At 58.7% G+C, this 18,798-nt stretch carries 15 protein-coding genes; 1 reads left to right on the top strand and 14 read right to left on the bottom strand.

The window, feature by feature from the left end; genetic code table 11:
* Positions 1 to 18 precede the first annotated feature (18 nt).
* The 7 genes from rplT to HMPREF9161_RS00745 all read right to left on the bottom strand — a co-directional run bounded on the left by rplT (position 19) and on the right by HMPREF9161_RS00745 (position 10,091).
* On the bottom strand, positions 19 to 372 hold the full coding sequence (gene rplT, locus HMPREF9161_RS00775; protein ID WP_009727761.1) for a 50S ribosomal protein L20: 354 nt from the start codon (positions 370 to 372) through the stop codon (positions 19 to 21).
* Between the two features lie 55 nt (positions 373 to 427).
* Positions 428 to 625, bottom strand: coding sequence for a 50S ribosomal protein L35 (rpmI, locus tag HMPREF9161_RS00770; protein WP_009727760.1), 198 nt, complete (start codon positions 623 to 625; stop codon positions 428 to 430).
* A complete protein-coding gene (infC, locus tag HMPREF9161_RS00765; protein ID WP_009727759.1) occupies positions 612 to 1,178 on the bottom strand; it encodes a translation initiation factor IF-3 in 567 nt (188 codons plus the stop codon). Before infC ends, rpmI begins: the two co-directional genes overlap by 14 nt.
* 190 nt (positions 1,179 to 1,368) lie before the next feature.
* Entirely contained in the window at positions 1,369 to 3,288 is a 1,920-nt protein-coding gene (thrS, locus tag HMPREF9161_RS00760; RefSeq protein WP_009727758.1) for a threonine--tRNA ligase, read from the bottom strand.
* A 94-nt stretch (positions 3,289 to 3,382) separates the two neighbouring features.
* Complete coding sequence (locus HMPREF9161_RS00755) at positions 3,383 to 3,733, bottom strand: LysM peptidoglycan-binding domain-containing protein (protein WP_009727757.1); 351 nt, start codon at positions 3,731 to 3,733, stop codon at positions 3,383 to 3,385.
* Positions 3,734 to 4,037: 304 nt separating this feature from the next.
* On the bottom strand, positions 4,038 to 8,318 hold the full coding sequence (locus HMPREF9161_RS00750) for a 2-hydroxyacyl-CoA dehydratase (protein ID WP_051010571.1): 4,281 nt from the start codon (positions 8,316 to 8,318) through the stop codon (positions 4,038 to 4,040).
* A gap of 162 nt (positions 8,319 to 8,480) precedes the next feature.
* Complete coding sequence (locus tag HMPREF9161_RS00745) at positions 8,481 to 10,091, bottom strand: MBL fold metallo-hydrolase RNA specificity domain-containing protein (RefSeq protein WP_009727755.1); 1,611 nt, start codon at positions 10,089 to 10,091, stop codon at positions 8,481 to 8,483.
* Between the two features lie 157 nt (positions 10,092 to 10,248).
* Between HMPREF9161_RS00745 and HMPREF9161_RS00740 the strand changes: the two genes are divergently transcribed.
* Positions 10,249 to 11,112, top strand: a complete 864-nt coding sequence (locus HMPREF9161_RS00740) for an NAD(P)-dependent oxidoreductase (RefSeq protein WP_009727754.1) — start codon at positions 10,249 to 10,251, stop codon at positions 11,110 to 11,112.
* Positions 11,113 to 11,124: 12 nt separating this feature from the next.
* Here the strand turns inward: HMPREF9161_RS00740 and HMPREF9161_RS00735 are convergent, their stop codons facing one another.
* The 7 genes from HMPREF9161_RS00735 to HMPREF9161_RS10160 form a co-directional block, all read right to left on the bottom strand.
* Positions 11,125 to 11,823, bottom strand: a complete 699-nt coding sequence (locus HMPREF9161_RS00735) for a thiamine phosphate synthase (RefSeq protein WP_009727753.1) — start codon at positions 11,821 to 11,823, stop codon at positions 11,125 to 11,127.
* Positions 11,824 to 12,028: 205 nt separating this feature from the next.
* On the bottom strand, positions 12,029 to 12,562 hold the full coding sequence (gene rbr / locus HMPREF9161_RS00730) for a rubrerythrin (RefSeq protein ID WP_009657476.1): 534 nt from the start codon (positions 12,560 to 12,562) through the stop codon (positions 12,029 to 12,031).
* A gap of 100 nt (positions 12,563 to 12,662) precedes the next feature.
* Entirely contained in the window at positions 12,663 to 14,294 is a 1,632-nt protein-coding gene (locus tag HMPREF9161_RS00725; protein WP_009727752.1) for an FAD-dependent oxidoreductase, read from the bottom strand.
* Between the two features lie 74 nt (positions 14,295 to 14,368).
* A complete protein-coding gene (gene ahpC, locus HMPREF9161_RS00720; RefSeq protein WP_009727751.1) occupies positions 14,369 to 14,950 on the bottom strand; it encodes an alkyl hydroperoxide reductase subunit C in 582 nt (193 codons plus the stop codon).
* A 213-nt stretch (positions 14,951 to 15,163) separates the two neighbouring features.
* Entirely contained in the window at positions 15,164 to 15,691 is a 528-nt protein-coding gene (locus HMPREF9161_RS00715; RefSeq protein ID WP_009727750.1) for a NapC/NirT family cytochrome c, read from the bottom strand.
* A 12-nt stretch (positions 15,692 to 15,703) separates the two neighbouring features.
* Entirely contained in the window at positions 15,704 to 17,452 is a 1,749-nt protein-coding gene (locus HMPREF9161_RS00710; protein WP_009727749.1) for an FAD-dependent oxidoreductase, read from the bottom strand.
* Positions 17,453 to 17,669: 217 nt separating this feature from the next.
* Positions 17,670 to 18,779 carry a PAS domain-containing methyl-accepting chemotaxis protein gene (locus HMPREF9161_RS10160; RefSeq protein WP_009727748.1) on the bottom strand — a complete coding sequence of 370 codons (1,110 nt, stop codon included), beginning with the start codon at positions 18,777 to 18,779 and terminating at the stop codon, positions 17,670 to 17,672.
* Between the last annotated feature and the right edge of the window lie 19 nt (positions 18,780 to 18,798).

Here is an 18,798-nt window from a genome sequence, read left to right as displayed (position 1 = left end):
ATCGAACGCGCTCCTGTCTTACTGATTTTCCTTCGCCACGGCAACGAGCTGCGTGAATGCAGCCGCATCCGCGACGGCGAGGTCGGCGAGCATCTTGCGGTTGACCTCGACCCCGGCCTTCGTCAGCCCTGCGATCAGCCGGCTGTACGAGATACCGTTGGTACGGGCCGCCGCGTTGATGCGGGTGATCCAAAGGCGGCGGAACGTCCCCTTCTTCGCGCGGCGATCGCGGCGCGCGTAGTAGAGCGCCTTCATGACCGTCTCGTTGGCCTTCTTGAACTGTTTGCTGCGTGCGCCGCGGTATCCCTTGGCAAGTTTTAATATCTTCTTATGTCGACGGTGCGCCGTGACACCGCTCTTTACTCTTGGCATTTCGATTCCTCCTGTTTCCTACCCGCACATACGGGGCGTTTCATTTGTACCCCGATTATGCGTAGGGGAGCATCTTTCGGATGCGCTTGTGATCCGACGTATCGGCAAGCGCAGCTTTGCGCAGGTTACGCTTGCGCTTCGGGGACTTCTTCTCCAGGATATGTCTCTTATACGCCTTGTTGCGGCGGAACTCGCCGCTCCCCGTGGCGGTAAAGCGTTTTGCCGCAGCACGGCGCGTCTTAATCTTCGGCATCGTCGTTTCCTCCTTTATCCTGCTGCTTCGCGGGCTTTTGCGCCTTGGCGGGCTTCTGTACTTTCGGTGAAAGAATCATGGTCATGTTCTTCCCCTCCAGCTTCGCGCCGCGCTCAATGGTCACAAGTTCTCCCATGCGCTCGGAGACGCGGTCAAGAACCGCGCGCCCGAGTTCCGGATGGGAAAGCTCCCGCCCGCGGAACATGATCGTCACTTTGACCTTGTTGCCCTCTTCAACGAAGCGAAGCGCATTCTTCAGTTTGACGTTGAAGTCGTGCTCGTCGATATTCGGACGGAGTTTGACCTCTTTGATACTGATGGTCTTTTGCTTTTTTTTCGCTTCTTTTTCGCGTTTCTGCTGCTCATAGCGGAATTTCCCAAAATCCATGATGCGGCAGACGGGAGGTCTTGCGTTCGGCGCAACTTCGACCAAATCAAGATGCTGATCCTCCGCCATGCGAAGCGCCTCGACTGTCGGCATAATGCCGAGCTGTTCCCCCGCCGCGCTGGTGACACGCACCTCACGGATTCGGATTTCCTCATTGATTCGCAAAGATTCCCTGCTTATGGCAAGAACACCTCCTGTTTTGGATGCACCGCAGTGCCATCCGGCAATAGAAAAGGGCGGCATAAAGCCACCCTAAAAAGTTCTATATCGACCCGCCGGACATCTGTGTCCGCAGGTGAGAAGCGGTGGCCTCTGCTTTCAACGAAAATTATGCTATCACAATTTTCCGCGATTGTCAATACGAGGATGCGCGTTCCGCGATCTTTTTCTCCACGAACGCGATGAACTCTGCGGCGGACATGACCGCGCTGTCCTTCTCGCCGTATTTGCGTACGGCCACCGTATTTCCTTCCTGCTCCTGATCTCCGACGACGAGCGTATACGGGGTTTTCTTGACCTGACTCTCGCGGATCTTGTACCCCGTCTTCTCGTTGCGGTCGTCGACCTCCACGCGGATGCCGCGGTCGAACATTTCGCGGCGCAGCCGCTCCGCATAGTCCGCATGGCGCTCGGTAATCGGCAGGATACGCACCTGCACGGGCGCCATCCACACGGGGAACGCGCCCGCAAAGTTCTCGATCAGAATACCGATGAAGCGCTCAATTGAGCCGTAAACGACGCGGTGGAGCATGACGGGGCGATGCTTCTCCCCATCCTCGCCGACATAAGTCAAATCGAATTTCTCGGGCAGGCTCATATCGAGCTGGATCGTACCGCACTGCCATGTCCGCCCGATCGAGTCGCGCAGGTGGAAGTCGATCTTCGGACCGTAGAACGCGCCGTCCCCTTCGTTGACAATGTAGTCGAGATTGCGGTTCTCAAGAGCCTTCTGCAGCCCGTTCGTCGCGAGTTCCCACATCTCGTCCGATCCCATCGAGTCCTCCGGGCGCGTGGAAAGTTCGGCCTTATACGAAAGTCCAAACGTACGGTACACCTCGTCGAAGAGATCAATCGTATGCTGAATCTCTCCCTCGATCTGATCGGGCGTTACGAAGAGATGCGCGTCGTCCTGTGTGAAGTTGCGTACGCGAAAGAGCCCGTGCAACGCGCCCGAGAGCTCGTGCCGATGGACGAGACCGAGTTCCGCGAGGCGCAGCGGCAGATCGCGGTAGCTGTGCAGCTGCGATTTGTAGACGAGCATGCCGCCGGGGCAGTTCATCGGCTTGATCGCATAGTCCTCGTCATCGATCGTGGTCGTATACATATTCTCACGGTAGTGGAACCAGTGGCCGGAGGTTTCCCATAGCTTTCGGCTCAGAATGACTGGGGTACTAATCTCTTGATAGCCGTAGCGGCGATGGACTTCGCGCCAGTAGTTCAACAGTTCGTTGCGCAGAATCATGCCGTTCGGATGGAAGAACGGGAAGCCCGGGCCCTCCTCATGCAGACTGAAAAGATCGAGCTCGCGTCCGAGTTTTCGATGGTCGCGCTTTGCCGCCTCCTCAAGCATGTGAAGGTAAGCGTCCAGTTCTTCCTGCTTTTCGAACGCCGTACCGTAAATGCGCTGCAACATCTTATTCTTCTCGCTGCCGCGCCAATAGGCGCCTGCGATGCTCTGCAGCTTGAGCGCCTTAACCTTACCCGTCGACAGTACGTGAGGCCCCGCGCAGAGATCGGTGAATTCCCCCTGCGTATAGGTCGAGATCGTCGCATCCTCGGGCAGGTCCTCGATCAGCTCTACCTTATAGTTTTCGCCCTTTTCCTTGAAGTATGCGATCGCCTCGCTCCGCGGGATCTCCCGGCGCTCGAGTTTCAGGTTCTCCTTGACGATCTTCTTCATTTCCTTTTCAATGTCGCGCAGATCCGCATCCGTCAGCTGCCGCTCCATATCGAAGTCATAGTAGAAGCCGTTCTCGATCGCGGGACCGATGGCGAGCTGCACGCTGCAGTCCTTGTAAAGCCGCTTCACCGCCTGTGCCATGATATGAGAGCAGGTATGCCGCAGCGCAAGCCGTCCGCCCGCATCCTCAAAGGTCAGCACCTGAAAAACGGCATCCTTTGTCACGGGCGTCATGAGATCCACGGTCTTTCCGTCAAGGCTCGCCGCCAATGCCTTCTTGGCCAGCGAGTTGCTCATCTGTTTCACGACATCGAGCAATGTCGTTCCGCGCTCTGCCTCGCGAACGGATCCGTCCGGCAGTGTCAGCTTTACCATAAGACGCTCTCCTCCCAATCTGGAAAACAAAGAAAAGCCCCGCCCCACGGGATAGGAAATCTATCGCTAGGGACAAGGCTGTTATGATTCCACCCTACTCGGTAACGCCATTATAAGGCGCGCGTGCGGGTGTGTCAAGGGCTTTGTGTTCCGCCATCGCTTGTAACTGCTCCGCGGGTTCGATCACGGGAATGCGCAGGCGGCGGCCCGCATAGAGCGCGCCGTCCGGCGGGAGATCGTTTACCTCGATGATCGCTTCCTCAAGCTCTCGCGCCATCGATTCCTTAGACGCATATTTGCGCGCGATCGTCCAGACACTGTCGCCGCGCGTCACCGATATCTCCATAAACTCCGCCGACCGCAGATAAGGATTCGTCAAATGAAGAGACGAGACGACCATCCACAGGAGCGCAAATGTGCCGATCGCAAGACCGATACGTTTCATATATATCCCTCCGTTCAGAGTAATTTCGTATATACATTCTTAAAACCTCTGTTCGGATATAATATAGCACAGAAAATATGTTCTGTCAATACTTTTACGAACATATTTTTCGCGTTTTTTTGTTCGAAGAACGTATTTTTGCAAAGAAAAACTATTGCACAAACGCCATGATGCGTCAATGCAATAGTTCCTATGATGATCCCCGCTGTGCGCCGCGTTTACATGTCCTCGTGGGGACATGATACGCCGTATCCGCGGTAATCAATTTTAGAGCACGCAATTCTGCGTTTTGGATCTTTCTATATCAGTGCGCATACTCCATTGCGGCGTGTCGTTCCGCCGTATGCGCTTCGCTCTGCGGCCGCCGCTCCTTCGCGACGGCAAGCATAAGCTTGATGCGGTTGAGCTGGTTGACTTCGCTCGATCCCGCGTCGCAGTCGATTGCGGTGATGTTCGCGCCGCGATAGGCCTTGCGCAGGTCGTGCATGACGCCTTTGCCCGTGATGTGGTTCGGCAGGCAGCCGAACGGCTGGAGGCAGATGACGTTCGGCACGCCCTCTTCGATGAGCTTGACCATCTCGCCCGTGAGGAACCACCCCTCGCCCGCCATATTGCCGAGGCTGACATGGCGCGCCGCGAGCTGCGCCGTATGATCGATGGACTGCGGCGGGCGAAAGTGACAGCTCGATTCGAGCGCCTTTCGCATGGGCGCGCGGAAGAACTCGATGACCTTGATGAACATACGCCCAAAAATCCTATCCTTGTACGAGCCCGCGAGCAGTTTGTGCTGCGCGATGGGGTCGTACGCAGAGTAGAGGAAAAAGTCGATGAAGTCGGGCATGACGACCTCCGCGCCCTCGTTCATCAGCACGGTCTCGATATCGTTGTTCGCGACGGGATGGTACTTGACGAGAATTTCGCCGACGATGCCGACCTTTGGCTTCCAAAGATTTTCGTCGATGGGGATGTGGTCGAAGTCGCGCACGATGTCTTTCACCGTGCGGCGGAACTTAAAGATATTGCCGTGTTCGAGTTCGTCCTTGGCGCGCGCCATCCATTTATCAAATGCCGCCTGCGTCGAACCTTTGACTAACTCATACGGCATCATGCGGTTGCGGACGTTCATGAGGAGGTCGCCGTAGACGGCGGCCTTCACCGCGTCGACCATCATCTCGCGGCTGAACGAGAACGAGTCGGTCTCCTCCGGGAGGCCGTGCACGGCAAAGACGGCGACGTTCGGGAACCCCGCGTCGCGCAACGCTTTACGCAGGACGCCGAGGTAGTTCGTCGCACGGCACGCGCCGCAGGTCTGAAAGAGGGCGATGCTCGTGTGGTCGGCGTCGCACATCCCCGCCTTGAGGGCTGAGATGAGCTGTCCGATGACGACGATCGCGGGATAGCACATGTCGTTGTGAACGTAGCGCAGTCCCATGTCGATTGCCGCCTTATCCGGCATCGGCGGAATGACGACGTTGTAGCCGTGCTTGCGCATGGTCGTTTGGAAAAGGTCGAAATGAATCGGCGCCATCTGCGGCGCGAGGATGGTGTGCGTCTTTTTGCAGTCCTCGGTGAACCGCGGCCGCTCGATGACGGGAGCCTCATGATAGACGGGCGTCTCGCGCCGCGCGAGCGCGGCGATGAGCGAGCGCAGACGAATCCGCGCTGCGCCGAGGTTCGACACCTCGTCGAGCTTGATCATCGTATAGATACGCTCGTGCGACTCGAGAATCTCGCGCACCTCGGTCGTCGTGAGCGCGTCGAGGCCGCAGCCGAACGAGCTGAGCTGGATGAGCGTCACGTTCGGATGCTCCGCGACGAACTGCGCCGCATGATAGAGCCGCGCGTGGTAACTCCACTGGTTGACGACCTGCAGGCGGCGTTTTCGCACGGGGATGTGATAGACCGCATCCTCGGAAAGGATCGGCAGCTTGTACGACTGGATCATCTCCGGAATGCCGTGGTTGATCTCGGGATCGACATGATAGGGACGTCCCGCGAGGAGTATGGCGTGCTCGCCCGTTTTCTCGATGCGGTCGAGAATCTGCTGCCCGTAGTCGCGCACATCCTGCCGGTACTGCGCGATCTCTGCATAGCCCGCGTCCACGGCGGCGGCAATCTCCTTCTTCGCAATGCCCTCGATTTTACCGAACTCTTCAGTTAGGCGCTCAATCATGCGATTGCGATCGTTGATCGGCAGGAACGGCTGGAGGAAGCGGATATTCTTCTCGCGCAGGATGTCCATGTTGCCGCGGATGTTCTCGGCGTAGGACGTGACGATCGGACAGTTGAAGTTGTTTGCGCCGCTGCCGGGCTTGTCGTCCATATTGTGCGGCTCGCAGGGGTAGAATATCGTCGTGACGCCCTTTTCGACGAGGTCGACGATATGCCCGTGCGCGAGCTTTGCGGGATAGCAGAGCGAGTCCGACGGGATGGTCGCCATGCCCTTATAGAAGAGCTGCGGCGAGGATTTGCCCGAAAGGACGACGCCGTAGCCGAGTTTGTCGAAGAAGGTGAACCAGAACGGATAATCCTCGTACATATTGAGCGTACGCGGGATGCCGATCTTGCCGCGGCGCGGGTCTGCGGGCGATTTGTAATGCTTGAACACGCGCCGGTACTTGAACTTGTAGATGTTCGGCGCGTCCTCCTCGTGTTTCTCGCCGCCGATACCGCGCTCGCAGCGGTTGCCCGTGAAGTAGCGCTCGCCGTTTGGGAACTGCTGCATCGTGATGAGGCATTTGTTCCCGCATTTGCCGCACCGATAGGAGCTCGTCTTGGTCTCAAAATTCCCAAGCTGCTCCGCGCCGAGCAGCGTCGACGTCTCTGTTCCGGTCTCAAGGGCGAGGATCGCCGCGCCGTACGCGCCCATCAGCCCCGCGATGTCGGGACGGATGACATCCTTGCCGAGCAGGTTCTCAAGGGAGCGCAGAACGGCGTCGTTGTAGAACGTGCCGCCCTGCACGACGATCTTGTCGCCGAGCGTGGACACGTCCTTGAGCTGCATGACCTTAAAGAGCGCGTTCTTAACGACCGAGAGGGCGATGCCCGCCGAGATGTCGGCAACCTCCGCGCCCTCCTTCTGCGCCTGTTTGACCTTTGAGTTCATAAAGACGGTACAGCGCGTGCCGAGGTCGACGGGGGCTTTGGCGTCGATCGCCTTTGCCGCGAACTCGCCGGGCGTCAGGTGCAGCCCCTCGGCGAAGTTTTGGATAAAGGAGCCGCAGCCCGCCGAACACGCCTCGTTCAGCGTGATATTGCCGACGCTGCCGTCCTGCACGAAGAAACACTTCATATCCTGCCCGCCGATATCGAGCACGAAGCTGACGTCGGGGCAGAACTCCTGCGCCGCGCGCAGATGGGCAAAGGTCTCGACTTCGCCGCCGTCCGCGTGCAGCGCCGCCTTAACAATCGCCTCGCCGTAACCCGTCGTCATTGCGCCCGCGATGTGCGCGCCCGCGGGCATGACGCTGTAAAATTCACGGAGGGCGCTAATGACCGACTGGAGCGGCGAACCGTGATTGCTGCCGTAGGAGGTATAGAGGAGCTGCTTATCGCTGCCGATGGCGACAAGTTTCGTCGTCGTCGATCCCGCGTCGATACCGATGCAGATCGCGCCGCGATAGTCCGCAAGCTCCGCACGCTTTACCTTATCCCGGTCATGGCGAGCCTTGAACGCCGCGTAGTCCGCCGCATCGCGGAACAGCGTAAAGTCCGCCGTCCGCGTCTCGGCGGCGGCAGCCTCCTCGGCGCGCGCGACGCACTGTTCCATCTCCCGCATATCGATCGTCCGGGCATCATCAGAAAGCGCCGCGCCGACCGCGACGAAATAATTGCCGTAATCCACATCGACGACGTGATCCTCGTCGAGTTTCAATGTCTCGATAAAGCGTTTTTTCAGTTCGGGGAGAAAGTGCAGAGGACCGCCGAGGAATGCGACGTTGCCGTCGATGGGGCGTCCCTGCGCGAGGTTGCCGATGGTCTGATTGACGACCGCCTGAAAGATGGAGAGCGCGATATCCGCTTTCTCCGCGCCGTCGTTCATGAGCGCTTGGATATCCGTCTTGGCGAACACGCCGCAGCGCGAGGCGATGGCATAGACGCGCTCGCCCTTTTCCGCAAGCGCGTTCAGTCCTACGGGATCGGTCGAGAGGAGCGACGCCATGTGATCGATGAACGATCCCGTACCGCCCGCACAGACGCCGTTCATGCGCTGCTCCGGCGCATCGCCGAAATAGGTAATCTTCGCATCCTCGCCGCCAAGCTCCACCGCGGTGGTCGTCTGCGGGATGAGCCGCCGCACCGCCGCGGCGCACGCGACGACCTCCTGCACGAAGGGCAGACCGATGCGCTGCGCGATACCCATGCCAGCCGAGCCGGTCAGCGCAAACGAGAACTTCGACGTGCCGACGAGCTCTTTCAGCTGCGTTAGGTTTTCCTGCAGGGATCTGCCGATCTCCGAGAAGTGGCGCGCGTAGTTCTTATAAAGGATCTCATGTTCCTCGCCCAGCACAACCAGCTTGATGGTCGTCGATCCGACATCCACCCCGACACGAAATGGGGATTCCAAAGTAACACCACCCGTCATATCCGTATCAAATAGAATGCAGTTTTTCATTTGATGTATATTAAATAGGAAAGCCCTTTTTAGGCTCCCCTATTCTAACGCATTTATTATAACTATGCAAGTGCATGAAGCACAACGATAGATACAACATCTTGATATTTTCATACAGTCAATACATATATATTAGATTTGATAGGGTGCGGCAAGTTTTTTAAAATAGCCGCGCGCTTTCTGCATCGTGCGGATGATCGGTTCCATAAGTTTCGGCTGACGTACGACGGTCCGAATGATCGCCTTGCGCAGCTGCCGGTACTCGGCGTCGAAGCCGCGCATAACGTCCTCCATCTCCGCCTCGACGGAGACGGCCGCATTCTGCGACGGGATGAGAACGGAATTGCGCCCCGCGATCGTCACCGCATCGCCGAGGAACGGCGCGTAGACCTCGAGCCCCAGCTCCTCGTTGATCCGCTGGCGCAGCGCTTCCTGTGCCTGTCCCTCGCCGTGGACAAGGAACACCTTTGCCGGACGCGGTGCTGTGATCGACCGCATCCAGTCGACGATCTGCGCGGCATCGGCATGGGCCGAGAATCCGTCGAGCACCTGTATCTGTGCCTTGACCGCAATCTCCTCGCCGAGCACGCGCACGCGCTTGATACCGTCGACGAGACGCCGTCCGAGACTCCCCTCCGCCTGATACCCGACGAAGAGCACCGTCGATTCCGGCCGCCACAGATTGTGCTTCAGATGATGCAAAATGCGCCCCGCATCCGCCATGCCCGAGGCGGAGAGGATGATCGCGGAGCCCTCGGCGGAGTTCAGCGCGCGCGAGTCGGCGGCAGACTCTGCGATGCGTACCTGCGGAAATGAAGGGATCGTCCCATTTTTCCCAAAGAACGCAATCGTCTCCTCGTCAAAGTTCTCATAGTTATTGAGGAATACGCGCGTCGCTTGGATGGCAAGCGGACTGTCGATGATGATCGGAATGTCGCTGTCGAGCCGCCCCTCTTTCCAGAGCCGATAAAAATAGTAGAGCAGCGTCTGCGTCCTGCCGACGGCAAAGGACGGGATGATGACGTTGCCGCCGCGGTCCATCGTGTCGCGCACAACCTCGAGGAGCGCCGTCTCCTTGTCATAGTCGCGGTGCACGCGGTCGCCGTAGGTCGATTCGACAAGCAGGAAGTCCGCCCCCGCGATCGTCTCCGGGTCGCGCAGGATGGGCTGATGCGGCTGCCCAAGATCCCCCGAGAACACGATCTTCGTCTGCTGCTCGTTCTCCGTCACAGTCATCTCGAGAATCGCCGAACCGAGGATATGCCCCGCATCATGATAGACGATGTGCAGGCTGCCGATATCGAGCGCGTCGCCGTACAGGACGGGCTCGAAGCGTTCGAGCGCCGCAAACGCATCCGCCTGCGTGTAGAGCGGCATGATCGGCGCCTCGCTGCGGCGCGCGTTCTTGCGGTTCATGATCTCCGCGTCGCTCTCCTGGATATGCGCCGAATCCGGCAGCATAATATGTGCGAGTTCGCACGTTGCCTTCGTCGCGTAAATCTTCCCGCAAAAGCCTTCGCGCACGAGCTGCGGAATGCGCCCGCAGTGGTCGATATGCGCATGCGTTAAAAAAACCGCCTCGATCTCCGCGGGATTGAACGGGAACGGCTCGTAGTTCATCTCGCGCAGCCGCCGCGTCCCCTGATACATGCCGCAGTCCACCAAATACTTCCGGTCGCCCGCATGGAGCAAGTAACACGAGCCCGTGACGACATGCGCAGCGCCTATAAATTCCAGCCGCATAATGTCCTCCCTTCGTTTCATCGCCGCCGTATCTTGTACTATAAAATTCGAAATCAAATGAAAAAATCCTGCAAATAGGCAGGATTTTATAGACAGCGCGCCGCTCTCCTGTTACACTGAACATAACATTTCATCGAAACGAAAGAGAGGACCTCTGATGAAGAAAATCGGATTTATCGGGCTCGGGCTCATGGGCGCGCCGATGGTGGGGCATCTCATGGACGCGGGCTACGAGCTCAGCGTCTACAATCGTACCAAATCAAAGGCGGACGCCCTCATCGCGCGCGGCGCGCGTTACTGCGACACGCCCGGCGCCTGCGCTAAGGGACAGGACGCGGTCATCACCATCGTCGGCTATCCGAAGGATGTGGAGGAGCTCTATCTCGGCGCGGACGGTATTCTCGAAAACCTCGCGCACGGCACGTATACCGCCGACATGACGACCTCCTCTCCCACCCTCGCTGAGCGCATCTACGAGGAGGCGAAGACGCGCGGCATCCGGGCCCTCGACGCGCCCGTCACGGGCGGCGACATGGGGGCGCGCGCGGGGACGCTGAACATTCTCGTGGGCGGCGACGAGGATGCGTTCCGGGCGATGCGCCCCGTCTTTGCCGCGATGGGGTCGAACATCATCTACGAAGGCGGCGCGGGCGCGGGACAAAAAACCAAGGCGGCGAACCAAATCGCCATCGCGGGGACACTTGCGGGGGCCTGCGAGGCGTTCGCCTACGCGCGCACGATGGGGCTCGACGTCGAAAAGGTCTTCGCCTCCATCTCGGGCGGCGCCGCGGCGAGTTTTCAGATGTCCCATATGGTGCGCATGGCGCTCGACGGTAATTTTGACCCGGGCTTTATGCTCAAGCACTTCATCAAGGATATGAATATCGGCGTAGAGACAGGGAGCGCCAACGGCCTCACGCTGCCCGTTCTGAAGCAAGTGCTCGAAGAGGCCCGCGCCCTCGAGGACAAAGGGCTCGGTACAGAGGGGACGCAGAGTCTCCTAAAGTACTACGAGAAATAAACTGCTCTCCTATCATCTCGGCGCACGCCACGCACGCACGAGCGCATCCGCCGCTGCGAAGGGATGCGCTGCGGATGCCACGGCGCTGACGACGAAGAATCCCTCGACGCCCGTCTCCCGCAGCGCAGGGAGGTCGCATTCCTTCACCCCGCCGCCCACGACGACGGGCAGGGGGCTTGCGCGGTGCAGGCCGGAGAGTTCCGCGAGGCTGCGCGTCACGACATGTCCCGCCGCATCCCGCCCCGCATCGGGTTTCGTTGCCGTTGCGTGCAGCGGCCCCGCGCCGAAATAGTCGATGCAGGAGGTATCGCAGGCGCGCACATAGTCGATCAGCGCGGACGTCCGCGCCGAGAGGCCGACGACGGCATCCTCGCCCAAATATTTCCGGCAGGTCTCGGGCGGGATATCGCTCTGCCCGACGTGAACGCCGTCCACCTTTACCCCCGCGTCCCGCGCGGCGAGTGCGACGTCGAGCCGGTCGTTGACGACGAGCGCGACCCGCTCGGACTTTTCCTGCGCCGCGATAACCTCGGCCGCCGCGCGCGTAAGCTCAATCAACTCCCGCGCCTCAGCCGTCTTGGAGCGAATCTGAACGAAGGTAAAGCCCGCCCGCACAGCCTCCGCGATGGTGCGCGCAGCCGGTCGCCCGTTCGTATTCTCAGGACCGATCACAAGATAAGCCGACAGGTCGAAATTCTTTCGCATGGACATATGCGTTCTCCTCAAAAACAAGGAGCCGTGTATAACGGCTCCTTTTCATGTGGTCTAAAATCACGGCGCCAGGCGCGAAAATCCAGCATCGTAACGCAGCCCTAAGTGACGCGGAAGTAGTCAAAAGCCTACGTCGACCGCAGAATTTTTCGCAGTGACGACGCTAGGCGCAAAAATCCCGCGTCACGTCTTCCCGCGTCACGCCTCAGTAATTCTGCACAACCTGCTGAAAGAACGACTGCGGATGTTCGCAGACCGGACACTTCATCGGCGCCTGCGGGCTCTCGCAGACATAGCCGCAGTTCAGGCACTGCCAGATGATCTTTTCATCGCGCTTGAACACGCGTCCCTCCTCGACATTTTCGAGAAGGATCCGATAGCGCGTATCGTGCCTCTGCTCAATCTTGCCGACCGCGTCGAAGAGACGGGCGATCTTGTCGAACCCCTCTTCACGCGCCACGCGTGCGAACTCGGGATACATACTCGTCCACTCTTCGTTCTCTCCCGCGGCCGCGGCGGCAAGGTTCGCCTTCGTATCGCCGATACCGGCAACGAGTTTGAACCAAATCTTGGCGTGCGCCTTCTCGTTGACCGCCGTCTCGTTGAAGATGTCCGAAATCTGAACGTAACCGTCCTTCTTCGCCTGCGACGCGTAGTACAGGTACTTCGTATGCGCCTGTGACTCGCCGGCAAACGCCGCCCAAAGATTTTTCTCCGTCTGTGAACCCTTCAGCTCCATGATGAACTCTCCTTTACTAAAATATATACACAAAAAACATATGGATACCGGCAAATATCTACCGACAGTCGCCTTGCTCAGGGGCGTGTGAAATGCGGTATTATTTTGCCAGGATATCGGCGATCTCGTCGATATTCTTCTTGCCGAAGTGCAGCTCCTCCCCCACGATCATGCAGGGAACGCTCATAACGCTGTACTGCTCCTTGAGTTCCGGGAAATACCGGATATCGTAGATGTCCGCACGGACATTACCGCACAGGGATGCGATGCGCTGCACTGCCGCGACCACATCGGGACACATCGTGCAGGACAGAGACATCAGAACCTTCACATCGATAGATTTCGTGATGCGCGCGATCTTTTCCTGCGTCTCGGGGCGAATTTCCTGTCCGGGTCCCGCGACATTATACAGGGCAAGGATGAACGAGTTGAACTCGTGTCCGCCCGGCACCGCGTGGAACGTGATGCCGCTCGGCGTCCCGTCGGCATGGAGGAATTCGACCCCCGGCTGCCCGTTTGCATCGTTCTTCGCCTCGTAGCGCACCTTGTCCGTGAGCCCCGCGAACTCATCCATGAAACCGCGCAGTTCTACCGAGAGCTCGCCGCTATCATAGTGACCGACAACCTTCACGGGGGCGGCGAATTTCTCAAACACCGCGGCCAGCTGCGCTCTGATCTCCGCGGAGATGAAATTCGTCTCGTTCCCCTCCGCCGCCTCTTTTTCGATGGAGGTCCGACGCTGCTCGAGCCGTGCCGTATCGACTTCGGGGCGCGAGAACGCCGGCAGATTCAGTTTGTCGTGCAGCGCCGCCGCATGACGCTCCGCCGCAACCGCGCTGACCGCACCGTCGGAGACCGCCGTAACGACCTGACGCAGCTCCTTGACGCAGACGTCTCCCGCCGCGAATACACCCTTGACATTTGTCTCCTGTCTCTCATCCGTGAGAATGTAGCCCTGCTCGTTCAGCGCGACGAGATTGCGGAAGAGTCCCGTATTCGGTATATACCCCGCAAAGACAAAGAGACCGAATGTCTCGCCGTCGCGCGGGGCGAATCTTTCCGTCTCTCCCGTCGCGTCGTTGCGGAAATCCGCATAAGAGAGCATCGTCTCGCCGCCTACAGCATCAACGACCGTATTGAACCGCACGCTGACGTTCGGGTACTTTGCGAGCGCATCCACCGCGGTCTGCGGCGCACGGAACTTGTCGCCGCGCACGAGGATCGTGACAGACCTGCCGTAGCGCGAGAGGAACATACTCTCCTCCACCGCCGACATACCGCCGCCGATGACGAAGATATCCATCCCCGTGAAAAACTCCGCGTCGCAGGTTGCGCAGTACGCGACGCCGCGCCCTTGGAACTGTTTCTCTCCGGCAAACCCGACCTTGCGCGGATTTGCGCCCGTCGCGAGAATGACGCTGAGCGCCCGCACCGTTCCCGCCGTCGTCTCAAGTTCCTTCACGTCCTGGTCGAGCTTCAAGCCGATCACCTCGGCGGAAAGGAACTCCGCGCCGAAGCCGCGCGCCTGCCGCTCCATCTGTGCCGCCAACTCCGCACCGCTGATCTTAGCAAGGCCCGGATAGTTGACGACATCGGCAGTGATGGTGATCTGTCCGCCCGTTTTTTCCTTCTCTACGACGAGGACTTTGCATTTGGCGCGCGCCAGGTAAATCGCCGCCGAAAGACCCGCGGGGCCGCCCCCGACAATCACGGCATCATACATTTTATCCATCAGTGCACCTCTTTTGTCTCTTCATAAGAAAAAGCACTTTACGAGCGCCCTCGCAAAGTGCCCTATATAGCGTCTTAGAGTTTGCCGACAAGATCAAAACTCGGCTTCAGCGTCTTTTCGCCCGGCTTCCAGCGTGCGGGGCAAACCTCATCGCCGTGTTCGGCAACGAACTGGAGTGCCTGTACCTTGCGAAGGAGTTCTGCGGCGTTGCGGCCGACATTGCCCGCGCTGACCTCGTAGGAAACGATTCTGCCCTCGGGGTTCACAACGAACGTGCCGCGTTCGGCACGGCCGTCCTCCTCGATGTAGACGTCGAAGTCGCGTGCGAGTTTCGCCGTCGGATCCGCGAGCATCGGATAGGTGAGTTTGCCGACCAAATCGGAGCTCTCATGCCACGCTTTGTGAACAAAATGGGAGTCGCAGGAGACGCCGAAGATCTCGCAGCCGAGTTTCTGGAACTCCGCATACTGATCCTGGAGATCCGCGAGCTCCGTCGGGCAGACAAACGTAAAGTCCGCCGGGTAGAAGAAGAACACGCTCCACTTGCCCTTAAGATCGGCCTTCGTGTACTGCTTGAACTCGCCCTGTGCGGCCCCCGCCTTCTTCTGGAACGCATCTACCTTAAAATCGCCGATTTCCTTATTGATCTGAGACATTAAAAATCCTCCTTTGTTCCTAAAACCAACCGCCCATGCGTCGACCGATTGGATATGTCCTATGGATGGGATCATCATATCACTACGGGCTATTCCTGTCAACTAATATTTTTACCTTTTTAATAATTATTTTTATTTATATAGCAATTGAAATGAACCGTCCTGTTTTCCGGATATACAAAGAGAGATGCCGCGGCATCTCTCTTTGTATAATCACTGTTCCCAGCTCGTATCCAGTTTCCAGCTCACAGGATGACAGGCGCTGCATTTCTGCGCGGACTGCTTGTGATGGACGCTGTGGCAGTCCATGCACCGCTGCGGATTCTCGTTGCCCGCGAGGTGGACGGGATCGTGCGGGTTCTCCTTGCCGTAGTGCGCGGTGGCACGCTTGACCTCCTCGAAATTGTGGCAGGAAAGACACTGCTCATTCGTGAATCCGTACTTCTGCATTGGGTTTTCATAGTTTCCCGTGACAAACAGCCAGCCCTCGTTCATCTGCTGCAGAAGCGTCGGTTCGTGGCAGTCGTGGCAGGTCACGCCTGCATCCGCATGCGCCTTTGCGAGAAATCCCTCATGCGTGTAGCTGTCATATTCGGGCTGCATATTGTGGCAGGTCGCGCAGAACGCGGGCTTCGCGCTGACGGTCGAAAGAACTGCCAGCCCGCCGAATCCAGCGGCTGCGGCACATACGATGAGGATCAGCAGGACGCGCGGCTGTTTGAGTTTCGATAAGAATCGCATCGTTCCCCCTCCTCACAGTTTCCCGACGACGTTGCCGACGAGGCGGCCATAGACGAGCGCAAAGGCGTGACTGACGCCCGCGGTCACGACGGGATAGTCCCCGACGAAACGGCCGCCCTGCGTATTGCCGGCCGCATAGAGCCCCGGGATGCCGTGGTACTGCCGATCGAGCACGTTGCCGTCCTCGGGGTTCACCGTCAGCCCGCCCATGTTGACGAGAAGCGCGCCGCCGCGCATCTTGCCCGCATAAAAGGGCGCTTTTTCGATCGGGAAGAGCCGCTTTGCCGCCTTGCCGAAATCCGCGTCATGGTGCGCGTGTGCCAGTTTGTTGTAGCGCGCGATCTCGGCGAGGATTGTCTTCTGCACAGCGGGACGTTCGGGTGCGAGCGCCGCCGCAAGAGCTTCTATCGTGTCGGCCTTCACCAGTCCCGACGTCTTCTCCACGTCCTCCACGGAGGTGTAGGACGTACGGCCGATCGCCCATTGACAATCCGGCGGCAGTTTCGGATTCTCGGCGGCGGGTACGCAGTGATTGACGCTGCCGTGCGAGACGCCCATCGCGCCGAGCTGCTGCGGAAAATCCGCGTCGAAGATCTGCCACGCATAGTCGCCGCGCTGACGGTAGATCGCGCAGGAAAGCTGCTGCCCGCCGATATCCTCGTTGACGAACCGCTTGCCGTCGTCGTTCAGCAGCAGATAGGCGTCCACACCGAGCGGGCCGCCGAGCGTGTGGATCATCGGCGCATGCGGGCCGTCCTCGATCTTCCCGCCGACCCACGCCGCCATCTTGTGCCCGTCGCCCGTATTGGTGGGGCTGTCCCACGCGTCGCGGTTGGGGAAGACGTTCATATAGTCGACCGCCCACGGCACGAAATACCCCATCATCTCTTTGTTGTTCCCGTAATCGCCCGTTGCAAGGACAACGGCCTTGCGCGCCGCGCACTGCACGAAATTTCCGTGAATATCCTCGCCGATCACCGCCGTCACACGCCCGTCCGCCTCCTCGCGAATGAGTTTCCGCGCACGCGTCGCAAAGATAAACTTGCACCCCTGCGCGAGGCATTTCTCATAGACGAGTTTTAGAAGCGGCTCCTGACTCGGCAGGAGCGTCATGACCGTCGGGTAGGTCGGGCTGTTCTCCTCCGCGCGATTGTAGCCTGCGGGGAGCGGATAGTGCATCATCATGAGATTGATCTTCGAGCGGTCGAGTTCTGTATCCGTCTCCTTCATCACATGGACGGCGGGCGCGAGGTCGAGCATCCAGTCGAAATCCTCGCCGCTGTGATCCGCCCAATACTTCCACATGCGCTGATCCGAGCGGTAGCCCATCTGCTTCATGTTCTCAAGGATCGCTTCGTTCTTGTCAAACGTGATGCCGAGCGCCCGCTGGTAGCGGTTGCCGATCGTCCCGTACTGCCCGCTGCGGCACTGCCATGTGCTTCCCCGTTCCATGACGAGAACCGACACGCCGTGTTCCGATGCCGCACGCGCGGCGGTCAGGCCGGCAAGTCCCGCGCCGACGATTACCACATCAGCGACGCGTTCCTCGGCGATCTTTCCATCCGGAATCTCGGGAGCCGTGCCGAGCCACGCGGGCGGCGGCGGAGGCTCTGCAGGCGGCGCGGGAGGAATGAGATGATCGTCCGGATTCTTCGCGCATCCCGCAAGGAGAGCCGGCGCGGCGACGAAGCCGCCGAGCGCAAGCGCGCCGCCCTTGAGGAAATTCCTGCGGCTGAGCGCTCCGTTTTGTTTTTCATCCATCGTATCCGCTCCTTTCACACTTCGCTCTATAAGGATATTATAGAAGCGCAGATGCATAAACGCAACTTAAAAATCCATATTTTTCATTTATGCATATCCGTCCTGCGGTCCCATCATACCTATGTCGGCAGAGTCTCTTAACGGCATAAAACAGCCCCCATGTGTCGGACGTAAATGACCGATACATGGGGGCAAATTGTTTGATTCCAAAATATTTTCAGAGATTCCTCGAAAGCTCCTCGATGTTGTTCGACATTGACTTTGCCTCTTCGACGGAGGCGCTGATCTCCTTCATATTCGACGCTTGATTATCGATCAGACGGCTGATCGAATTGATCTTATCGACGATGTTGTTCGTCGCCGTCTGCATGGAACCGAGAGCTTCCACGATCTTTGTCGTCGCCTCGCGGCTGCTGTCGGCGAGTTTACGAACTTCCTCTGCTACAACGGCAAATCCGCGTCCGGCCTCGCCGGCACGCGCCGCCTCGATCGATGCGTTGAGCGCGAGGAGATTCGTCTGCTTGGAGATGTTCATAATGAGTTCGGTCGTTTGAAGCGTGCTCTCCGTCTGTCCGCAGGCATCTTCCGCCGCCCGCGTGATCTCCTCCTGCACGCCGGAAAGCTCTACGGTGCGCTCCGTCGTCTGGGTCACGCTGTCCGTGATCCCGTCGATGGATTTGTACAGGCTGCCCAGCATTGTGCCCAGCTCCCGGTAGAATTCTTCCTTGCGCTTTGTGTTCTGCTCCAGCGACTCTTTATTTTTCTTCTCCGCGTCAATATCGACAAAGACGCCGATGATCTCTTCGGGATGGCCGCTCTTATCGCGGACCACATTGCCGGAAGCATGGTACCAGCGATAACTGCCGTCGTGCACCTTGAGTCGATAATCCACGTCATACGGAGTGTTCCCGCTGAGATCCTTGATGCACTTCATAAACGCCGCGAGCGTTGCATCCGCATCCTCCGGGTGCAGACGGGAACTCCACGACTCCACCTGATTTGGAAAATCGGCTTCCCCTTTGAAACCGATCATCCGGCGGAACTCATCCGACCAAATCGCATACGCAATACTGAAATCCGCATTGATCTTCATATACCACATGCCGGAATGAACCGCTTCGTTGACGGTACGCAGACGAAACCGCTGGTACTCCAACTCATCGTTCATGCAGTCAATCAGACGGTTCAACTCGTTCGCATACGGCGTGCTGCCGGAAATTTTTTCAAACGGCTCGTTCTTCGCGTGTCCTTCGACCAGCCGATCGATCGCCGCGCCGATTCCCGCTCCGCCGATCTCCGGCGCAGCTTCGGCATTCTTTCCTACCATTCCTACTTCCTCCCCGATT

The organism is Selenomonas sp. F0473, from assembly GCF_000315545.1.
Classification (GTDB): domain Bacteria; phylum Bacillota; class Negativicutes; order Selenomonadales; family Selenomonadaceae; genus Centipeda.
The sequence above is the reverse complement of the archived record's forward strand: the minus strand, read 5'-3'. Positions and strand labels throughout refer to the sequence as shown.

What these genes read in the sequence shown, in the direction of transcription:
- HMPREF9161_RS00725 (WP_009727752.1), bottom strand. Translation starts at nt 14,294, where the DNA reads ATGGATAAAATGTATGATGCCGTGATTGTCGGGGGCGGCCCCGCGGGT.
- HMPREF9161_RS00745 (WP_009727755.1), bottom strand. Translation starts at nt 10,091, where the DNA reads ATGCGGCTGGAATTTATAGGCGCTGCGCATGTCGTCACGGGCTCGTGT.
- thrS (WP_009727758.1), bottom strand. Translation starts at nt 3,288, where the DNA reads ATGGTAAAGCTGACACTGCCGGACGGATCCGTTCGCGAGGCAGAGCGC.
- rplT (WP_009727761.1), bottom strand. Translation starts at nt 372, where the DNA reads ATGCCAAGAGTAAAGAGCGGTGTCACGGCGCACCGTCGACATAAGAAG.
- HMPREF9161_RS00755 (WP_009727757.1), bottom strand. Translation starts at nt 3,733, where the DNA reads ATGAAACGTATCGGTCTTGCGATCGGCACATTTGCGCTCCTGTGGATG.
- HMPREF9161_RS00735 (WP_009727753.1), bottom strand. Translation starts at nt 11,823, where the DNA reads ATGTCCATGCGAAAGAATTTCGACCTGTCGGCTTATCTTGTGATCGGT.
- HMPREF9161_RS00710 (WP_009727749.1), bottom strand. Translation starts at nt 17,452, where the DNA reads ATGGATGAAAAACAAAACGGAGCGCTCAGCCGCAGGAATTTCCTCAAG.
- ahpC (WP_009727751.1), bottom strand. Translation starts at nt 14,950, where the DNA reads ATGTCTCAGATCAATAAGGAAATCGGCGATTTTAAGGTAGATGCGTTC.
- HMPREF9161_RS00740 (WP_009727754.1), top strand. Translation starts at nt 10,249, where the DNA reads ATGAAGAAAATCGGATTTATCGGGCTCGGGCTCATGGGCGCGCCGATG.
- rpmI (WP_009727760.1), bottom strand. Translation starts at nt 625, where the DNA reads ATGCCGAAGATTAAGACGCGCCGTGCTGCGGCAAAACGCTTTACCGCC.
- HMPREF9161_RS10160 (WP_009727748.1), bottom strand. Translation starts at nt 18,779, where the DNA reads ATGGTAGGAAAGAATGCCGAAGCTGCGCCGGAGATCGGCGGAGCGGGA.
- HMPREF9161_RS00750 (WP_051010571.1), bottom strand. Translation starts at nt 8,318, where the DNA reads ATGACGGGTGGTGTTACTTTGGAATCCCCATTTCGTGTCGGGGTGGAT.
- rbr (WP_009657476.1), bottom strand. Translation starts at nt 12,562, where the DNA reads ATGGAGCTGAAGGGTTCACAGACGGAGAAAAATCTTTGGGCGGCGTTT.
- HMPREF9161_RS00715 (WP_009727750.1), bottom strand. Translation starts at nt 15,691, where the DNA reads ATGCGATTCTTATCGAAACTCAAACAGCCGCGCGTCCTGCTGATCCTC.